The following is a 16106-nucleotide window of genomic DNA, read 5'->3' on the forward strand; positions in this document are numbered from 1 at the left end:
ACGTCGCCGGCATCGTCGCCGCCCTGCGCGGCGCGGGCGCGACCGCGGGGCCCGCGGTCGTCCTCGGGGCGGGCGGGACGGCGCAGGCCGCGCTGGCCGCGCTGATCGAGCTCGGCACGACCGACGTCACGGTGCTGGTGCGGTCGGTGGCCAGGGCGGGCGAGTTGCGGGCCGCGGCCGAGCGGCTGGGTGTGGCACCGGCGATCCGGGCCGACCTCGCCGATCCGGGACGCACCGCGGCCGCGCTGTCCGGGGCCACCGTCGTCGTCTCCACCCTGCCGGCCCCGGCCGCCGACGCGCTCACCGGCGCGGGGCCGGGGGCGGTCGTCCTGGACGTCGTCTACGCGCCGTGGCCGACGCCGTTCGCGGCCGCCGCGGCGGCGTCGGGCGCCCGGGTCGTCAGCGGGCTGGAGATGCTGCTGCACCAGGCGGTGGCCCAGGTGACGCTGATGACCGGCCTGCCGGGTCCGGTGGCGCCCATGCGCGCCGCGCTGGAGGACGCCGTCGCCGCCCGCGTCTGACCCTCAGGCCGGGACGTGCACGGAGACCGCGTAGCCGGGGTCGTCGCCGAGGGGGTCGCGGTCCCAGGTGGCGTAGCGCTCGGCCAGCACGAGCCCGGCGTCGGCGCACCAGCGGTCGTAGTCGGCCGGTGTCGGCCAGTCGGGCCGCAGGGCGAACCCGGCCACCAGACGGCCACCGCGCGTGAGGTGGCGCGCACAGCGGGCGATCGCGGCCGTACGGGACGCCGCAGTGACGTACGGCACGACGTTGCCGGCCAGCACGACCGCGTCGAACCGCCGACCGAGATCGAGTTCGGCCAGGTCGGCGAGCCGCCACGGCAGGTCCGGCGCCTTGGCGCGGGCCGCCTCGACCATCTCCGGGTCGGCGTCGACCCCCACGACGTCGACCCCGCGGCGGGCCAGCTCGATGGCGACCCGGCCGGTGCCGCACCCCGCGTCCAAGGCGCTGACCGGCGCGAACGCCATCACGAACGCGGCTTCGCCGTGCGGGTCGCGGCCGGCTTCGGCCATCGCCCGCCACCGCTCGTCGTAGCCGTCCACAGTGAACCGGTCGCGCCAGTCGCTCCAGTCGTCGGGCAGTGTCGACACCCCGGCATCGTACGGACCGCCGACCACTCGGCACCGGATCCACTGCAGCGGATATGACGGCCTTGTCCGCCAACTCGTACATGTGTGCGGGTCCGGTGAGGCACGATCGTGGCGTGACCGTCCACGAATCCGTCCTGGATGCTGTCGGGGAAACACCGCTGGTCCGGCTCGTCCGCGTCACCTCGGGACTGCAGCCGGCGGTGTACGGCAAGGTCGAGTTCAGCAACCCAGGTGGCAGCGTGAAGGACCGCGCGGCACTCGCCATGGTCCGCGAGGCGGAGCGGACCGGCGCCCTCCCGCCCACCGGGGGTGTGATCGTCGAGGCCACCTCCGGCAACACCGGGGTGGGCCTGGCGATGGTCGCCGCCCAGCACGGGCACCGGGCGGTGTGCGTGGTGCCGAACACGATCGCCCGGGAGAAGGTGACGCTGCTGCAGGCCTACGGGGCCGAGGTCGTGCAGACCATCGGCACGCTCCCGCGCGAGCACCCCGACCACGTCAAGAACCTGGCGGCGAGCATCGCCGCGCGGACCCCCGGCGGCTGGTACGCCAACCAGTACGACAACCCGGCCAACCCGCTCGTCCACGAACTGACCACCGGCCCGGAGATCTGGACGCAGACCGGCGGGCGGGTCACGCACCTGGTCGCCGGGATCGGCACCGGCGGCACGATCACCGGCACCGGCCGGTTCCTGAGCCGCCACGGCGTCACCGTCGTCGGCGCCGACCCGGAGGCGTCCGTGTACGGCGGCGGCGACGGCAGCCCGTACTACGTGGAGAGCGTCGGCCACTACCGCCACCCCGCCACCGTCGGCGAGGACTCCCCCGACGTCTACGACCCGGCGGTGGTCGACCGCATCATCCGGGTCCCGGACCGCGAGTCGCTGGGCGTGACGCGCGCGCTGGCCCGCGAGGAGGGGCTGCTGGTCGGCGGGTCGTCGGGTTGCGCGGTCGCCGCCGCCCTGCGGCTGGCCGCCGAGCTGGGCCCGGACGACCTGGTCGTCGTCGTCCTGCCGGACTCCGGGCGCAACTACCTGTCCAAGTACTTCGACGACGGCTGGATGACCCGCTTCGGCTTCCAGGACGCCGCGGCCGGCCCCCGCGTGCGCGACGTGCTGCCGCCGGCGGACGGGCTCGCGGTCGCCCCGGCCGGCGCACCCGTGTCGGAGGTGCTGCGGGCGCACCGGGCTGGGCCGGTCGCGGTGATCGTGCCGCGCGAGTCCGGCGACCCCACCCGCTCGGCGCCCGAGGTGCTCGGCGTGGTCACCGTCGAGGCGCTGCGCGCCCTGCTGGACGCCGAGCCCGGACGAGCGGACGACGACGTGGCGCGGCACGCCGTGCGTGCCCCGGCCGTGGGCGCGGGCGAGGCGGTCGCCGCCGCCGCCACGCGCCTCGGCGCCGTCGACGAGCCCGCCGGCGAGCACGTGCTGCTGCTCGTCGACGGCCGGGTGGTGGCGGTGCGCCCCGCCGCGCCGCTGCGCGGGTGAGCGGCGGTCCTCAGCCGCAGACCGCTCCCTCGGCCGCCGACCCGACCAGCTTCGCGTACTTGGCCAGCACCCCGAAGCGCATCGCGGACTCCCGCGGCGCCCAGCCCTCGCGCCGGCGCGCCAGCTCGGCGTCGTCCACGTCGAGGTGCAGGGTGCGGGTGGTCATGTCGAGCACGATGCGGTCGCCGTCGCGGACGAACGCGATCGGCCCGCCGTCGACCGCCTCGGGCGCCACGTGCCCGATGCACAGGCCCGTGGTGGCCCCGGAGAACCGGCCGTCGGTGAGCAGCAGCACGTCCTTGCCCAGGCCGGCGCCCTTGATCGCGCCGGTGACGGCGAGCATCTCGCGCATCCCGGGGCCGCCGCGCGGGCCCTCGTAGCGGATGACGACGACGTCGCCCGCCTTCAGGGTGCCGTCCTCGACCGCGGTCATGGCGCCCGCCTCGCCGTCGAAGACGCGCGCGGTGCCCTCGAAGGTGGCGGCGTCGAACCCGGCGCTCTTGACCACCGCGCCGTCGGGGGCGAGCGAGCCGCGCAGGATCGTCAGGCCGCCGGTGGGGTGGATGGGGTTGTCCAGGGCGCGCAGGATCTCCCCGTCCAGGCCGGGCGGGTCGATGTCGGCCAGGTTCTCGGCCATCGTGCGCCCGGTCGCGGTGAGCACGTCGCCGTGCAGCAGCCCGGCGTCCAGCAGCGCCTTCATCACCACCGGCACCCCGCCGACCCGGTCGATCGTGGACATGACGTGCGCCCCGAACGGCTTGACGTCGGCCAGGTGCGGGACCCGGTCGCCGATCCGGTTGAAGTCGTCGAGCTCCAGCGGCACGCCGGCCTCGCGGGCGATGGCCAGCAGGTGCAGCACGGCGTTGGTGGACCCGCCCAGCGCCATCACGACCGCGATCGCGTTCTCGAACGCCTCCCGGGTCATGATCTGCCGGGCGGTGATGCCCTTGGCGAGCTGGTTGACCACGGCCTGCCCGGAGGCGCGGGCGATGCCGTCGCGGCGGCGGTCGACCGCGGGCGGGCTGGCCGAGCCGGGCAGCGCCATGCCCAGCGCCTCGGCCGCGCTGGCCATGGTGTTGGCCGTGTACATGCCGCCGCAGGCCCCCTCGCCGGGGCAGATCGCGCGCTCGATCGCGTCGACCTCCTCGCGGCTGATCAGCCCGCGGGCGCAGGCACCGACGGCGGTGAACGCGTCGGCGATCGTGACCTCCCGGCCGTCGACGTAGCCGGGCAGGATCGAGCCCGCGTAGACGAACACCGAGGCCAGGTCGAGGCGGGCGGCGGCCATCAGCATCCCGGGCAGGCTCTTGTCGCAGCCGGCCAGCAGCACGGTGCCGTCGAGCCGCTCGGCCTGCACGACCGTCTCCACCGAGTCGGCGATGATCTCGCGGCTGACCAGCGAGTAGTGCATGCCGACGTGGCCCATGGAGATGCCGTCGGAGACCGAGATGGTGCCGAACTCCATCGGGTAGCCGCCGCGGGCGTGCACGCCCTCCTTGGCCGCGGTGGCCAGCCGCTGCAGGGACAGGTTGCAGGGGGTGATCTCGTTCCAGCTCGACGCCACCCCGATCTGCGGCTTGGCGAAGTCGGCGTCGCCCATCCCGACGGCGCGCAGCATGCCGCGGGCCGCGGTGGCCTCCAGGCCGTCGGTGACGGCGCGGGAGCGGGGCTTGAGGTCGGGGCCGGTGTCGGTCATCGGGTGAGTCTGCACCGCGCGAGCGGGGCGCGCCGCTCCCCCACACCGGGTTCCGAAGGTGCCTGGTGTCGCTCCCCCGGACGTGTTGATCACCGCCCGCCCACCCCACCCCAGCGCGCTCAGAGTTCAGGAAAGCCACGATGCTGCCCTGTGCGGGCAGCATCGTGGCTTTCCTGAACTCGACCCGCCGCCGCCGGGTGCCGACAGGACGTCCGATGTTCGCGGGTGGATAACGATCCGGAGACGACCACCCGTCGCATTGACCGCTCAGACGTCGGATGTCTACCGTACCGCCGTGAGCCGCATCACTGGCCTGACCACGGCGGACGTCCGCTTCCCGACGTCGCTGATGCTCGACGGGTCCGACGCCATGAACCCCGATCCCGACTACTCGGCGGCCTACCTGCGCGTCGACACCGACGCCGACGACGGGCTGTCCGGGCACGGGTTCGTGTTCACCATCGGCCGCGGCAACGACGTGCAGGTCGCCGCGATCGAGGCGCTGTCGGGGCACCTGGTCGGGCAGGACGTGGAGGCCCTGCTGGGGGACATGGGCGGCACCTGGCGGGCGCTCGTGCACGACTCGCAGCTGCGCTGGCTCGGGCCCGAGAAGGGCGTCATGCACATGGCGATCGGCGCGGCGGTCACCGCGCTGTGGGACCTCAAGGCCAAGCGGGCGGGGCAGCCGCTGTGGCGGCTGCTGGCCTCGATGAGCCCGGAGGAGCTGGTCGACCTCGTCGACTTCCGCTACCTCAGCGACGCGCTCACCCGCGAAGAGGCGCTGGCCATCCTGAAGGCCGCCGAGCCGGGGCGGGCCGAGCGGGAGGCCGTGCTGGTGCGGGAGGGCTACCCCGCCTACACGACCACCCCCGGCTGGCTCGGCTACGACGACGAGAAGCTGACCCGGCTGTGCCGGGAGGCGGTGGCCGAGGGGTTCACCCAGATCAAGCTGAAGGTCGGCGCCGACCTGGCCGACGACGTGCGCCGGCTCGAACTGGCGCGGGCGGCCGTCGGGCCCGGCGTCCGGATCGCCGTGGACGCCAACCAGCGCTGGGACGTCGCCGACGCCATCGCCTGGGTCACCGAGCTGGCGCCGTTCGACATCGCCTGGGTCGAGGAACCGACCAGCCCGGACGACGTGCTGGGCCACGCGGCGATCGCCCGCGGCATCGCCCCGATCCCGGTGGCGACCGGCGAGCACATGGCCAACCGCGTCATGTTCAAGCAGTTCCTGCAGTCCGACGCCCTGCAGGTGCTCCAGCTCGACGCCACCCGCGTCGCCGGGGTCAACGAGAACATCGCGATCCTGCTGCTGGCGGCCAAGTTCGGGGTGCGGGTGTGCCCGCACGCGGGCGGCGTGGGGCTCTGCGAGGCCGTGCAGCACATCGCGATGTTCGACTTCGTCGCCGTGGCCGGCACCCGCGACGACCGGATGATCGAGTTCGTCGACCACCTGCACGAGCACTTCGTCACCCCGGCGGAGGTCGCCGCCGGCAGCTACCGCACCCCGCTGGCCCCCGGCGCGGGCACCGAGATGCTGGCCGCCTCCATCGCCGAGCACTCGGTGCGCACGGGTGGCTGAGATCGCCCCGGGCTCGCTCGGCCTCGGCGGGGCGAACCTGGGCAACCTGTTCGCGCCGATGACCGACGACGAGGCCACCGCGCTGCTGGGGGCGGCCTGGGACAGCGGCATCCGGTACTTCGACACCGCCCCGCACTACGGGTTGGGGCTCTCCGAGCGCAGGCTGGGGCGGTTCCTGGCGACCAGGCCCCGCGACGAGTACGTCGTCTCCACGAAGGCCGGGCGGCTGCTGGAGCCCAGCCCGGCCACCGCGGGCGAGCGGGACGCCGACCTCTACGACGTGCCCGCCGACGTGCGGCGGGTGTGGGACTTCAGCGCCGACGGGGTGCGGCGCAGCCTCACCGAGTCGCTGGAGCGGCTCGGCCTGGACCGGGTCGACGTGCTGTTCCTGCACGACCCGGAGGTCGCCGGCCTCGACGACGCGCTGGCCACCGGCGTGCCGGCGGCGGTCGCGCTGCGCGAGGAGGGCCTGGTCGACGCGGTCGGCGTCGGGTCGACCTCCACCGAGGCGCTCGTCGCGGCCGCCCGGGCCGGCGGGCTCGACCTGCTCATGGTCGCCGGGCGCTTCACGCTGCTGGAGCAGCCCGCGGCCGCCGAGCTGCTGCCCGAGTGCCGCGCACGCGGGATCGGGGTCGTCGCGGCCGGCGTGCTGAACTCGGGGCTGCTGGCCTCCCCGCGTCCCGGCGACGGCGCGCGCTACGAGTACCAGCCGGTGCCGGCGGACGTGCTGGCCAGGGCCCGGCGGCTGGCCGACGTGTGCGACGGGTACGGCGTCGAGCTGCCGGTCGCGGCACTGCGGTTCCCGTGGCGGGAGGAGACCGTCCGCTCGGTCGTGCTGGGCGCCGGCTCGGCCGCCGAGCTGCGCGAGACCGTCCGCCGCGCGCGGACGCCGGTCCCCGACGCGCTCTGGGCCGCGCTGGCCGCGCAGGGGATGGTCGCCGCATGAGCCTGCCCGCCCCGCGCACCGACGCGCACCTGCACCTGTGGGACCTCGACCGCAGCGCCTACTCCTGGATCACCCCCGAGCTCGGGCCGCTGCACACCACGATCACCGCGGAGCGCGCCCGGTCCGAGCTGGCCGCCTGCGGGATCGACCGGGCCGTGCTGGTGCAGGCCGAGGACTCCGCGGCCGACACCGAGTTCCTGCTGGAGCTGGCCGACGAGCACGACTGGGTGGTCGGCGTCGTCGGCTGGGTCCGGCTCGACGACCCGGCCACCGCCGACGAGCAGCTCGGCCGCTGGCTGGCCCACGACGCCTTCCGCGGCGTGCGCCACCTCGTGCACGACGACCCCCGCGACGACTTCCTGGCCCTGCCCGCCGTCCGCGCGTCACTGGGCCTGCTGGCCCGGGCCGGCGTCCCGTTCGACGTGCCGGACGCCTGGGCGCGGCACCTGGTGGCCACCGCCGAGCTGGCCGCGGCGCTGCCCGAGCTGACCGTCGTCCTCGACCACCTCGGCAAGCCGCCGGCCGCGCCGGACGACTTCGCCGTCTGGCGCGCCCGGGTCGCCGACATCGCCGCCGCCCCGAACACCGTGGCCAAGTTCTCCGGTCTGCAGGTCCCCGGCCGGCCGTTCACCGTCGACGGCGTGCGACCGGCCTGGGACGCCGCGCTGGAGCTCTTCGGGCCCGACCGGTTGATGTGGGGCAGCGACTGGCCCATGACGCTGCTCACCACCGGCTACGCCGGCACGTGGGCAGTCATGTCCACCCTGGTCGGCGAGCTGTCCGCGGACGAGCAGGCCCAGCTGCTGTCCGGGACGGCCGACCGCGTCTACCGGCTCCCGGACGGAGGCCCCCGATGACCGACCAGCTCACCGCGGAGCTGCTGCTGGAGGTGCGCGGGGTCGCCAAGAGCTTCCCCGGCGTGCAGGCGCTGCAGGACATGCACCTGGACCTGCGCCGCGGCGAGGTGCTGGCGCTGGTCGGCGAGAACGGCGCCGGCAAGTCCACCCTGATGAAGCTGCTCTCGGGCATCTACACCAGCGACGAGGGCGAGTTCTTCGTCGACGGCGAACGGGTGCACATCAGCGGGCCCAAGCACGCCCAGGAGCTCGGGATCAGCATCATCCACCAGGAGTTCAACCTGATGCCCGACCTCACGGTCGCGCAGAACATCTTCATCGGCCGCGAACCCCGCGCCGGCGGGTTCTTCCTGCGCGACCGCGCACTCGACGACCGCGCCCAGGAGCTGATCGACCGGCTGCACCTGCCGCTGCGGCCCCGCGAGGTCGTCGGCGGGCTCACGGTGGCCAAGCAGCAGATGGTCGAGATCGCCAAGGCGCTGTCCTACGACGCCCGCATCCTGATCATGGACGAGCCGACGGCGGCGCTCAACGACGCCGAGGTCAAGGTCCTGCACGGGCTCATCCGCCGGTTCCGCCGGGCCGACACGGGCGTCATCTACATCTCCCACCGGATGGACGAGCTGAAGGCCATCGCCGACCGGATCACCGTCATCCGCGACGGCCGGTTCATCGACACCCTCGACACCGCCTCGACGTCGATGCGCGAGGTCATCACCCGGATGGTCGGGCGCGAGATCGTCGGCGACGCGAAGCCCCAGGACGTGCGCGACGACCGCGAGGTGGTGCTGTCGGTCGAGGGCCTGAGCACCAAGGCGCTGCTCGACGACGTGTCCTTCGAGCTGCGCCGCGGCGAGATCCTCGGGTTCGCCGGGCTGATGGGCGCCGGGCGCACCGAGGTCGCCAGGGCGCTCGTGGGCGCCGACCCGATCAGCGCGGGCATGGTGCGGCTGCACGGCGAGCCCGTGCGCATCACCACCCCGGCCGAGGCCGCGAAGCGCGGGATCGGCTACCTCTCCGAGGACCGCAAGCACCTCGGGCTGCTGCTGGAGCAGGACGTCAACGCCAACATCGGGCTCAGCGCGCTGGCCCAGCGGTTCCAGTCGTTCGGGTTCGTCCGCGACCGGGCCATGCGCGCGCGGTCCAGCGAGCTCGTCGAGACCCTGCGCATCCGCACGCCCTCGGTGACCCAGACGGCCAAGAACCTCTCCGGCGGCAACCAGCAGAAGGTCGTCATCGCCAAGTGGCTGGCCAAGGACTGCGACGTGCTGATCTTCGACGAGCCCACCCGGGGCATCGACGTCGGCGCGAAGGAGGAGATCTACGCGCTGCTCGACGAGCTGGCCGGGCAGGGCAAGTCGATCATCATGATCTCCTCCGAGCTGCCCGAGGTGCTGCGCATGTCGCACCGGGTGGTCGTGATGAGCGAGGGCCGGGTGACCGGCGAGCTGTCCGCGGCCGAGGCCGACCAGGAGAGCGTCATGCACCTCGCGACGCTGCGCCCCGCCGAGTACGGCCCGCCGCACGACGACGAGATCGAGGCAGGAGAACGATGACGTCCCCCACCGCGACCCCGCAGAAGCAGGACGGGTCCGCGCCCGGCGCGGGCGGCGCCCCGCGCACCCTGCGCGACCGGCTCCAGCAGCTGCTCGCCTTCGCCGGCCTGATCGTGATCTTCGCGTTCTTCTCGATCCTCAGCCCGGTGTTCTCCAGCTACGGCAACATCACCAACATCCTGTTCTCCACCGTGGTGATCGGGACGCTGGCGCTGGGCACCACGTTCGTCATCATCACCGGCGGCATCGACCTGTCCATCGGCACCGGCATGGCGCTGTGCGCGGTGATGTCCGGGGTGCTGATCGTCAACTCCGGGCTGCCGGTGCCGCTGGGGGTGCTGCTGACGATCCTGTTCGGCGGGCTCATCGGGCTGGTCAACGGGTTCAACATCGCCGTGCTCGGGCTGCCGCCGTTCATCGCGACGCTGGCCATGATGCTCGTCGCGCAAGGGCTTGCGCTGGTCGTGTCGGACAGCCGGCCGATCTACTTCAGCGACACCCCCGGCTACATCGACATCTCGATCGGCACGCTCGTGCCCGGCTCCGGCTTCCCGAACGCGGTGGTGATCCTGCTGATCGCCGCGATCCTCGCCGCCGTCCTGCTCAGCCGGACCGTGCTGGGCCGCTACGCGTTCTCCATCGGCAGCAACGAGGAGGCGACGGCGCTGTCCGGCATCGACGTCCGCCGCTGGAAGATCGTCATCTACGTGCTGGCCGGGCTGTTCACCGGCCTGGCCGGGATCATGATCTCGGCCCGGCTCGGCTCGGCCCAACCGGCCACCGGCATGGGCTACGAGCTGCAGGCCATCGCGGCCGTCGTGATCGGCGGGACGTCGCTGTCGGGCGGGCGCGGCTCGATCGTCGGCACCGTCATCGGCGCACTGATCATCTCGGTGCTCAACAACGGCCTGCAGATCATGTCCATCCCGCAGGAGTGGCAGAACGTGATCCTCGGCTGCGTCATCCTCGTCGCCGTCTACGCCGACCAGGCCCGCAAGCGCGGCACCGCCGCCACCTAGCCCCTCCTCGCCCTCCTCGCCCTACGACCTCGTCTGCATCGACCGAAGGAGTTCGATCCACCATGCGCAGAACCCGACTCGCGGCGGTGGCGGCAGCCGCCCTCGCCCTCACCCTCACCGCCTGCGGCGGGCAGGCGGGCGGCGGGGGTGGCGGGGGCGACCAGCCCTACATCGCCATCGTCTCCAAGGGCTTCCAGCACCAGTTCTGGCAGGCGGTCAAGAAGGGCGCCGACCAGGAGGCCGCCAAGCAGGGGGTGACCATCACCTTCGAGGGCCCGGCGACCGAGTCCGACATCGAGGCCCAGGTCACCATGCTGACCAACGCCCTGGCCAAGCAGCCCGCCGCGCTCGGCTTCGCCGCGCTGGACTCCAAGGCCGCCGCGCCGCTGCTGGCCCAGGCCAAGAGCCTGAACATCCCCGTCGTGGCCTTCGACTCCGGCGTCGACAGCGACGTCCCGCTGACCACCGCGGCAACCGACAACAAGGCCGCCGCGGCCGAGGCCGCCAAGCACATGGCCGAGGCGCTGGGCGGCACCGGCAAGGTGGCCATGGTCGTGCACGACCAGACGTCCAAGTCCGGCACCGACCGCCGCGACGGGTTCACCGAGTGGATGCGGACCAACGCCCCCGGCATCGAACTGCTGGAGCCCCAGTACGGCGGCGGCGACCAGGCCAAGTCGGCCGACATCACCAAGTCGATCATCTCGGCCAACCCCGACCTCACGGGCATCTACGCCGCGAACGAGGGCTCCGCGGTCGGCGTCCTCAAGGGCGTGCAGGAGAGCGGCGCCACCGGCCTGACGATCATCGGGTTCGACTCGGGCAAGGACCAGATCGACGCCATCAAGGACGGCACCATGCTCGGCGCCATCACCCAGGACCCGGTCGGCATGGGCGAGCAGCTGGTGCAGGCCGCGGTGAAGGCGACCAAGGGCGAGCAGTTGCCGAAGGTCATCGACACCGGCTTCTTCTGGTACGACAAGTCCAACATCGACGACGCCCAGATCCAGGCCGTCCTCTACGAGTAGCCGCACCCCAGCCCCGTCGAGAACGAAGTTGTCGTCGCGTCGACCGGCTGTTGATCACGACAACGTCGTTCTCGACGGGAGCGGCTGGGCGCTGCCGGACGGCAGCGGCTTTCGTCCAACCAGGCTGGACGAAGGCCGCACTCGTCCTTCGGGGTGAGCGCCGGGCTCGCAGCACCCGCGGTGTGCTCGCAGCGTCGGGTGTGTGGTCGCAGCCCGCCGGCGCGCCGCGAGGACCCAGCCGGTGCTGCGACGTCTCCCGCTAGCGCTGCGAGACCACGCCAGCCCTGCGACGTCCCCGCCAGCCCTGCGAGGACACCCCCGCTACGGCCGGCCGCACGAGCGCGGCTCTCGTCCAACCCCGCCGCACGAAGGCGGCTCTCGTCCAACCAGCCGCGCGCTCGACCCCGTCGAGAACGACGTTGTTGTCATCAACAGGGCCATCGACAACGTCGTTCTCGACGGGGCTCAAACCTCGGACGCCCGGCGCAGCCATTGGATGACGCCGCTGATGTGCACGGTGGCCTGCGCGCTGGCCAGCGCGGCGTCGCCGGCCTCCAGCGCGTCGACGATGGCCCGGTGCTCGGTGAGGGTGCGCGCGACCGCGCCCTGCTCGGTCAGCCCGCGCCACACCCGCGCCCGCACGGTGCTGCTCGACAGCGTGTCCAGCAGGCTCGTCAGGTAGGCGTTGCCGGCCCGCTCGGCGATGTAGCGGTGGAAGACCATGTCGTTGGCGACCAGGTCGTCGGCCGCCGTCGTGTCGTCGACCTGGGCCACCAGCTCCCGCAGGCGGGCGATGTCGGCGGCGCCCAGCCGGGGGGTGGCCAGCGCGACCGCGGCCGGCTCCAGGATCCGCCGCACCTCGAACAGCTCCAGCACCGAGTCGTCGCGGTGGATGTCGACCACGAACGACATGGCGTCCAGCAGCAGGCTCGGGGTCAGGCTGGTGACGTAGGTGCCGTCGCCGCGGCGGACGTCCAGGATGCGGATGATCGCCAGCGCCTTCACCGCCTCGCGCAGCGAGCTGCGCGACAGGCCGAGCGCCTCGCTCAGCTCCTTCTCCGGCGGCAGCCGGTCGCCCGGCCCCAGCTCCCCGGACAGGATCATCGCCTTGATCTTCAAGATCGCCTCGTCCGTGACCGCCACCTGCCGATACTAGGGGCGCGACCGCCCCGGAGTAGGGATGATCGGCGGTATGCGCTGCCACGGCCGGACACCCCGATGACCCTGACCGCCGACCCCGAGCACGGCCTCGGGCTGGTGCTGCACCCCCGCAACGACGTCTCCGCATCGCTGGAGCGGGCGCAGGCCTGGGCCCGGTCGCACGGCGTCGCCCTCGTCGGCCGCGAAGGTCGACCGCGGTCGCCTCCCCGCCGGCGTCGCCCCGCTGCCCGACGACGAGTTCGTCGAGCGCGTGAAGGGGGTGTTGAGCCTGGGCGGCGACGGGACGATGCTCGGCGCACTGCGGCTGGTGGCCGACCGCCCCAACCCGGTGCCGGTGCTCGGGGTCAACCACGGCAACCTGGGCTTCCTCACCGAGGTCTCGCCCGCCGAGCTGGAGGGTGCGCTGGCCCGGCTGGTCACCGGGGAGTTCTCGGTGGAGGCCCGTGGCGCGCTGCGCGTCGACGACGGCGGCCCGCGGCTCGTCGCCTTCAACGACATGGTGCTGCGCGGCGTGCGCGGCGCCACCTCGGCGGACCTGGTGGTGGGCGAGGACCACTTCGGCCGCTACCGCGCCGACGCCCTCATCGTCGCCACGCCCACCGGCTCGACCGCCTACAACTACGCCGCGGGCGGCCCCGTCGTGTCGCCGTCCGCGCAGACCGTGGTCGTGACCCCGGTGGCGCCGATGTCGGGGATCAGCCGGGCGCTCGTCCTCGGTCCGGACGAGACGGTGGTGCTGCGCCCGGAGGCGGGGGCGCCCGCGGTCCTGGAGGCCGACGGCGCCGAGCGCCGCGACGTGGCCGGTGGCGCGGAGGTGCGCATCCGCCAGTACCGGGCGGGAACGACAGCGCCGCCCGTGCCGGGGCACGGGCGGCGCTGTCGTGGGCTGGGTCAGTCGCGGTGGGAGCGTCCCGCGCCGGTGCCGGCCAGGCCCCGGTCGCGGCGGACGTTCGCCCGCCTGCCCTTGAGCGTCGTGCTGCCGCGCAGGCTGCGCAGCACCTCGTCCGCGGCGTGCTCGGGGATCTCCACCAGCGCGTGCCGCTCGTGGATCTGGATGGCCCCGATGTCGCGCCCGGACAGGTTCGACTCGTTGGCCAGCGCGCCCACGATGTCCTGCGGGCGCACGCCGCTGGCGCGACCCGCGTTGACGAACAGCCGGGTGGTGCCGGCCTTCGGCGGGCGCGTGCCGGCGGCACCGCCGCGGGTGCGCGGCTCCCGGACCGACCCGCTGCGCGCGCTGCGCGGAGCGGTGACCACCGGGATGTCCTCGTCGTCGTCGGGCGAGCCGGCGGCGGCGTTCAGCAGCCGGACCGCGGCGGCGGCGACGTCGACCGGGTCGAACTCGGCCGCCAGGCTCTCGATCATGGCCCGGACGCCGTCCTCGGCGGGCTCGCCGACCAGCTGCTCGGCCAGCGCGGCGCGGGTGCGCTCCAGGCGCGCCCCGCGCAGGTCGGCCGCGGTCGGCACCGGGGAGAACTCGATCGGCTGGCCGGTGAGCCGCTCCACCGCGCGCAGGGCGTAGACCTTCGACGGCGGGACCAGCGTGATCGCCACGCCCTCCCGGCCCGCTCGGCCGACCCGGCCGATGCGGTGCACGTAGGCCTCCGACGACTGCGGCACGTCGTGGTTGACCACGTGCGTGAGCAGGTCGATGTCGAGGCCGCGGGCGGCGACGTCGGTGGCCACCAGCAGTTCGGTGCGCCCGCTGCGCAGTCGCTCGACGACGCGGGTGCGGTGCTCCTGGTCCATGCCGCCGTGCAGCGCCTCGGCGCGCAGGCCGCGCCCGGTGAGCGTCTCGGTGACGGCGTCGACGTCGAGCCGGGTGCGGCAGAACACGATCGCCGCCTTCGGCCGCTCGGCCTCCAGCACGCGACCCAGCGCCGCGGTGGTGTGGCTGCGCGGCACCAGGTAGGCGGTCTGGCGGACCTTGGGCGCCTCGCCCTCGGCCACCTCGGCCCGGCGGATGCGCACGGTCACCGGCTCGCGCAGGTACTTCTGGGCCAGCGCCTCGATCCGCCGCGGCATGGTCGCGCTGAACAGCACGGCCTGGCGGGTGTCGGGGGTGGCGTCGAGCAGGGTCTCGATGTCCTCGACGAAGCCCATGTCGAGCATCTCGTCGGCCTCGTCGAGCACGACCACCTCGAGGGAGTCGAGCTTGAGCGCGCCGCGGTTCATCAGGTCGATCGCGCGGCCGGGGGTGGCCACGACGACGTCGACGCCCTGCTGCAGGGACTTCCACTGCGGGCCGACGGGGGCGCCGCCGTAGACGGTGAGCACGCGGGCGCCCAGGCCGGCGCCGTAGCGGGTGACCGCCTCGGACACCTGCAGGGCCAGTTCCCGGGTCGGGGCCAGGACCAGGCCGAACGGGGCGTCGCCGCGGTTGCGCTCGGGGCGCACCTCGGCCCAGCGCTGGAGCATCGGCAGCGCGAAGGCCGCCGTCTTGCCGGTGCCCGTCGCCGCCTGGCCGATCAGGTCGCGGCCCTCGACGAGGGTGGGGATCGACTCCGCCTGGATCGGGCTGGGCTCGATGTAGCCGAGTTCGGCCACGACTGCCTGGAGCTCAGGACGGAGGGGGAGGTCGGTGAAGGATCGCAGGTCGAACTCGGACTCGTTCAGGGTCAAATTCTGTCTCTCGTCGCAGTGCGTCGGGAGCGCGTGCTCCCATGATGAGCCCGCGACGCCTCTGCACGAGTTCTGCCCGGCCGTGCGGTCTCGCTGGTGTCAACACACCAACAGCCCAAGATACTCCCAGGTGACGGCGATCACCGGGGAGCCGGGGGGCCATAACGCGCGCGAGCGGCACCCCGCGGGTGCGGGGTGCCGCTCGGCGGTGCCTCCGACGGCCGTCGGACGCGTCAGACGCGGACGTGGCCCCGCATCCAGCGGGCCAGCGCGGACCAGGCGGTGGCCAGGTCCCCGCGCACCGTCGGTCGGGTGCGCGGCAGTGCCCGTTCCCCCCTGCGTTCCCCCGTCCAGCTGTCGGAGGTGTGGCTGTCGGCGCCGTAGCGCGGCGCGGCCAGCGCGACGAGCACCAGGAGCGCGATGATGGTGAGCGCGGTCATGTCGGTTCCCCTCGACGTCGTCGACGGCTGCTGTCGGCGTGGTGACCACGTTCGCGGTAAGGGGGCCGGTGCCACATCGGTGATCCACGTCGTGCGCGGGCGCCGGTGCCGGCCGGGCCTGAGGGCGCCGCTGAGGCCCCCACGTCCGTGCGGCGTCAAGGATCCGGTGCACGCGCTGTGCGCCGAGTGCCCCACCTGACCAGCGGGCGGACGGCGGATTGAACGCCGCGTGTGATCCCGGTTACGTTCAGCTGACCGACGACGCGAGGGGGCGCCATGACTCGACTGCTCGACAGGCTGGCACAGGGGCGGGGCGGGGTGTTCCGGTTGGCCGACCGCATCGCCGACCGGGTCATGCCCCAGGAGGTCACGGCGTCGGGATCGTGCTGGTGGGTCTGCACCGGCCCGGCCTGCAACTCCTACCAGGGCTGGTGGGGCACCCGGCAGCTCGAGTACTGCTCGGGCGGGTACTGGTCGGGGGACTCCCGCTGCTCGTGGGACTGCTGAGCCGCTCCCCGGCGACGAGCCACGGCCGCTGGCCGACCACCGCGCAGGGCGTGCCGCGTACGCGGCACGCCCTGTTGCTCGTCGCGACCGCGCTGC

General features: G+C 73.7%; 13 protein-coding genes and 2 pseudogenes. 10 read left to right on the forward strand and 5 right to left on the reverse strand.

Annotated elements, in window-relative coordinates; translation table 11 throughout:
• Nucleotides 1-521 (forward strand): annotated as a pseudogene (locus KIK08_RS30750) (NAD(P)H-binding protein); the annotation flags it as partial.
• A gap of 3 nt (nt 522-524) precedes the next feature.
• On the opposite strand, the gene KIK08_RS30755 reads toward KIK08_RS30750, so the two are convergent.
• Nucleotides 525-1109: a class I SAM-dependent methyltransferase gene (locus tag KIK08_RS30755; RefSeq protein WP_308258001.1), complete on the reverse strand. Its 585-nt coding sequence runs from the start codon at nt 1107-1109 to the stop codon at nt 525-527.
• A gap of 113 nt (nt 1110-1222) precedes the next feature.
• Between KIK08_RS30755 and KIK08_RS30760 the strand changes: the two genes are divergently transcribed.
• Nucleotides 1223-2596, forward strand: a complete 1374-nt coding sequence (locus KIK08_RS30760) for a PLP-dependent cysteine synthase family protein (RefSeq protein WP_214406813.1) — start codon at nt 1223-1225, stop codon at nt 2594-2596.
• 10 nt (nt 2597-2606) lie between these two features.
• On the opposite strand, the gene ilvD is transcribed toward KIK08_RS30760, so the two are convergent.
• The gene (gene ilvD / locus KIK08_RS30765; protein ID WP_214406814.1) at nt 2607-4292 is read right to left on the reverse strand and encodes a dihydroxy-acid dehydratase; all 1686 of its coding nucleotides are present in this window, start codon (nt 4290-4292) and stop codon (nt 2607-2609) included.
• Between the two features lie 295 nt (nt 4293-4587).
• Here ilvD and KIK08_RS30770 point away from each other — a divergent pair, with 295 nt between their 5' ends.
• From KIK08_RS30770 to KIK08_RS30795, 6 genes are all read left to right on the forward strand, one after another.
• Nucleotides 4588-5874: an enolase C-terminal domain-like protein gene (locus KIK08_RS30770; protein WP_214406815.1), complete on the forward strand. Its 1287-nt coding sequence runs from the start codon at nt 4588-4590 to the stop codon at nt 5872-5874.
• Nucleotides 5867-6820 (forward strand): aldo/keto reductase, encoded by a 954-nt coding sequence (locus tag KIK08_RS30775; RefSeq protein ID WP_308258002.1) that lies wholly within the window; start codon nt 5867-5869, stop codon nt 6818-6820. The genes KIK08_RS30770 and KIK08_RS30775 overlap by 8 nt, the downstream gene beginning before the upstream one ends.
• Nucleotides 6817-7677, forward strand: coding sequence for an amidohydrolase family protein (locus KIK08_RS30780; protein ID WP_214406816.1), 861 nt, complete (start codon nt 6817-6819; stop codon nt 7675-7677). Before KIK08_RS30775 ends, KIK08_RS30780 begins: the two co-directional genes overlap by 4 nt.
• A complete protein-coding gene (locus KIK08_RS30785; protein ID WP_214406817.1) occupies nt 7674-9233 on the forward strand; it encodes a sugar ABC transporter ATP-binding protein in 1560 nt (519 codons plus the stop codon). Before KIK08_RS30780 ends, KIK08_RS30785 begins: the two co-directional genes overlap by 4 nt.
• Complete coding sequence (locus KIK08_RS30790) at nt 9230-10252, forward strand: ABC transporter permease (protein ID WP_214406818.1); 1023 nt, start codon at nt 9230-9232, stop codon at nt 10250-10252. Before KIK08_RS30785 ends, KIK08_RS30790 begins: the two co-directional genes overlap by 4 nt.
• A gap of 62 nt (nt 10253-10314) precedes the next feature.
• The gene (locus KIK08_RS30795) at nt 10315-11280 is read left to right on the forward strand and encodes an ABC transporter substrate-binding protein (protein WP_214406819.1); all 966 of its coding nucleotides are present in this window, start codon (nt 10315-10317) and stop codon (nt 11278-11280) included.
• Nucleotides 11281-11745: 465 nt separating this feature from the next.
• Here KIK08_RS30795 and KIK08_RS30800 read toward each other — a convergent pair whose 3' ends face one another.
• Nucleotides 11746-12423: a FadR/GntR family transcriptional regulator gene (locus KIK08_RS30800; RefSeq protein ID WP_214406820.1), complete on the reverse strand. Its 678-nt coding sequence runs from the start codon at nt 12421-12423 to the stop codon at nt 11746-11748.
• A gap of 268 nt (nt 12424-12691) precedes the next feature.
• On the opposite strand from KIK08_RS30800, the pseudogene KIK08_RS30805 reads away from it, so the two are divergent.
• Nucleotides 12692-13258: pseudogene (locus tag KIK08_RS30805) on the forward strand (NAD(+)/NADH kinase); the annotation flags it as partial.
• Nucleotides 13259-13332: 74 nt separating this feature from the next.
• Here KIK08_RS30805 and KIK08_RS30810 read toward each other — a convergent pair.
• Together KIK08_RS30810 and KIK08_RS30815 are read right to left on the reverse strand one after the other, a co-directional pair.
• Nucleotides 13333-15063, reverse strand: coding sequence for a DEAD/DEAH box helicase (locus tag KIK08_RS30810; protein WP_214406821.1), 1731 nt, complete (start codon nt 15061-15063; stop codon nt 13333-13335).
• Nucleotides 15064-15296: 233 nt separating this feature from the next.
• Complete coding sequence (locus KIK08_RS30815) at nt 15297-15503, reverse strand: hypothetical protein (RefSeq protein WP_214406822.1); 207 nt, start codon at nt 15501-15503, stop codon at nt 15297-15299.
• Between the two features lie 276 nt (nt 15504-15779).
• Here KIK08_RS30815 and KIK08_RS30820 point away from each other — a divergent pair, with 276 nt between their 5' ends.
• A complete protein-coding gene (locus KIK08_RS30820) occupies nt 15780-16010 on the forward strand; it encodes a hypothetical protein (RefSeq protein WP_214406823.1) in 231 nt (76 codons plus the stop codon).
• Nucleotides 16011-16106: the final 96 nt, after the last annotated feature.

It is taken from the genome of Pseudonocardia lacus (assembly GCF_018531445.1).
Lineage (GTDB): Bacteria > Actinomycetota > Actinomycetes > Mycobacteriales > Pseudonocardiaceae > Pseudonocardia > Pseudonocardia lacus.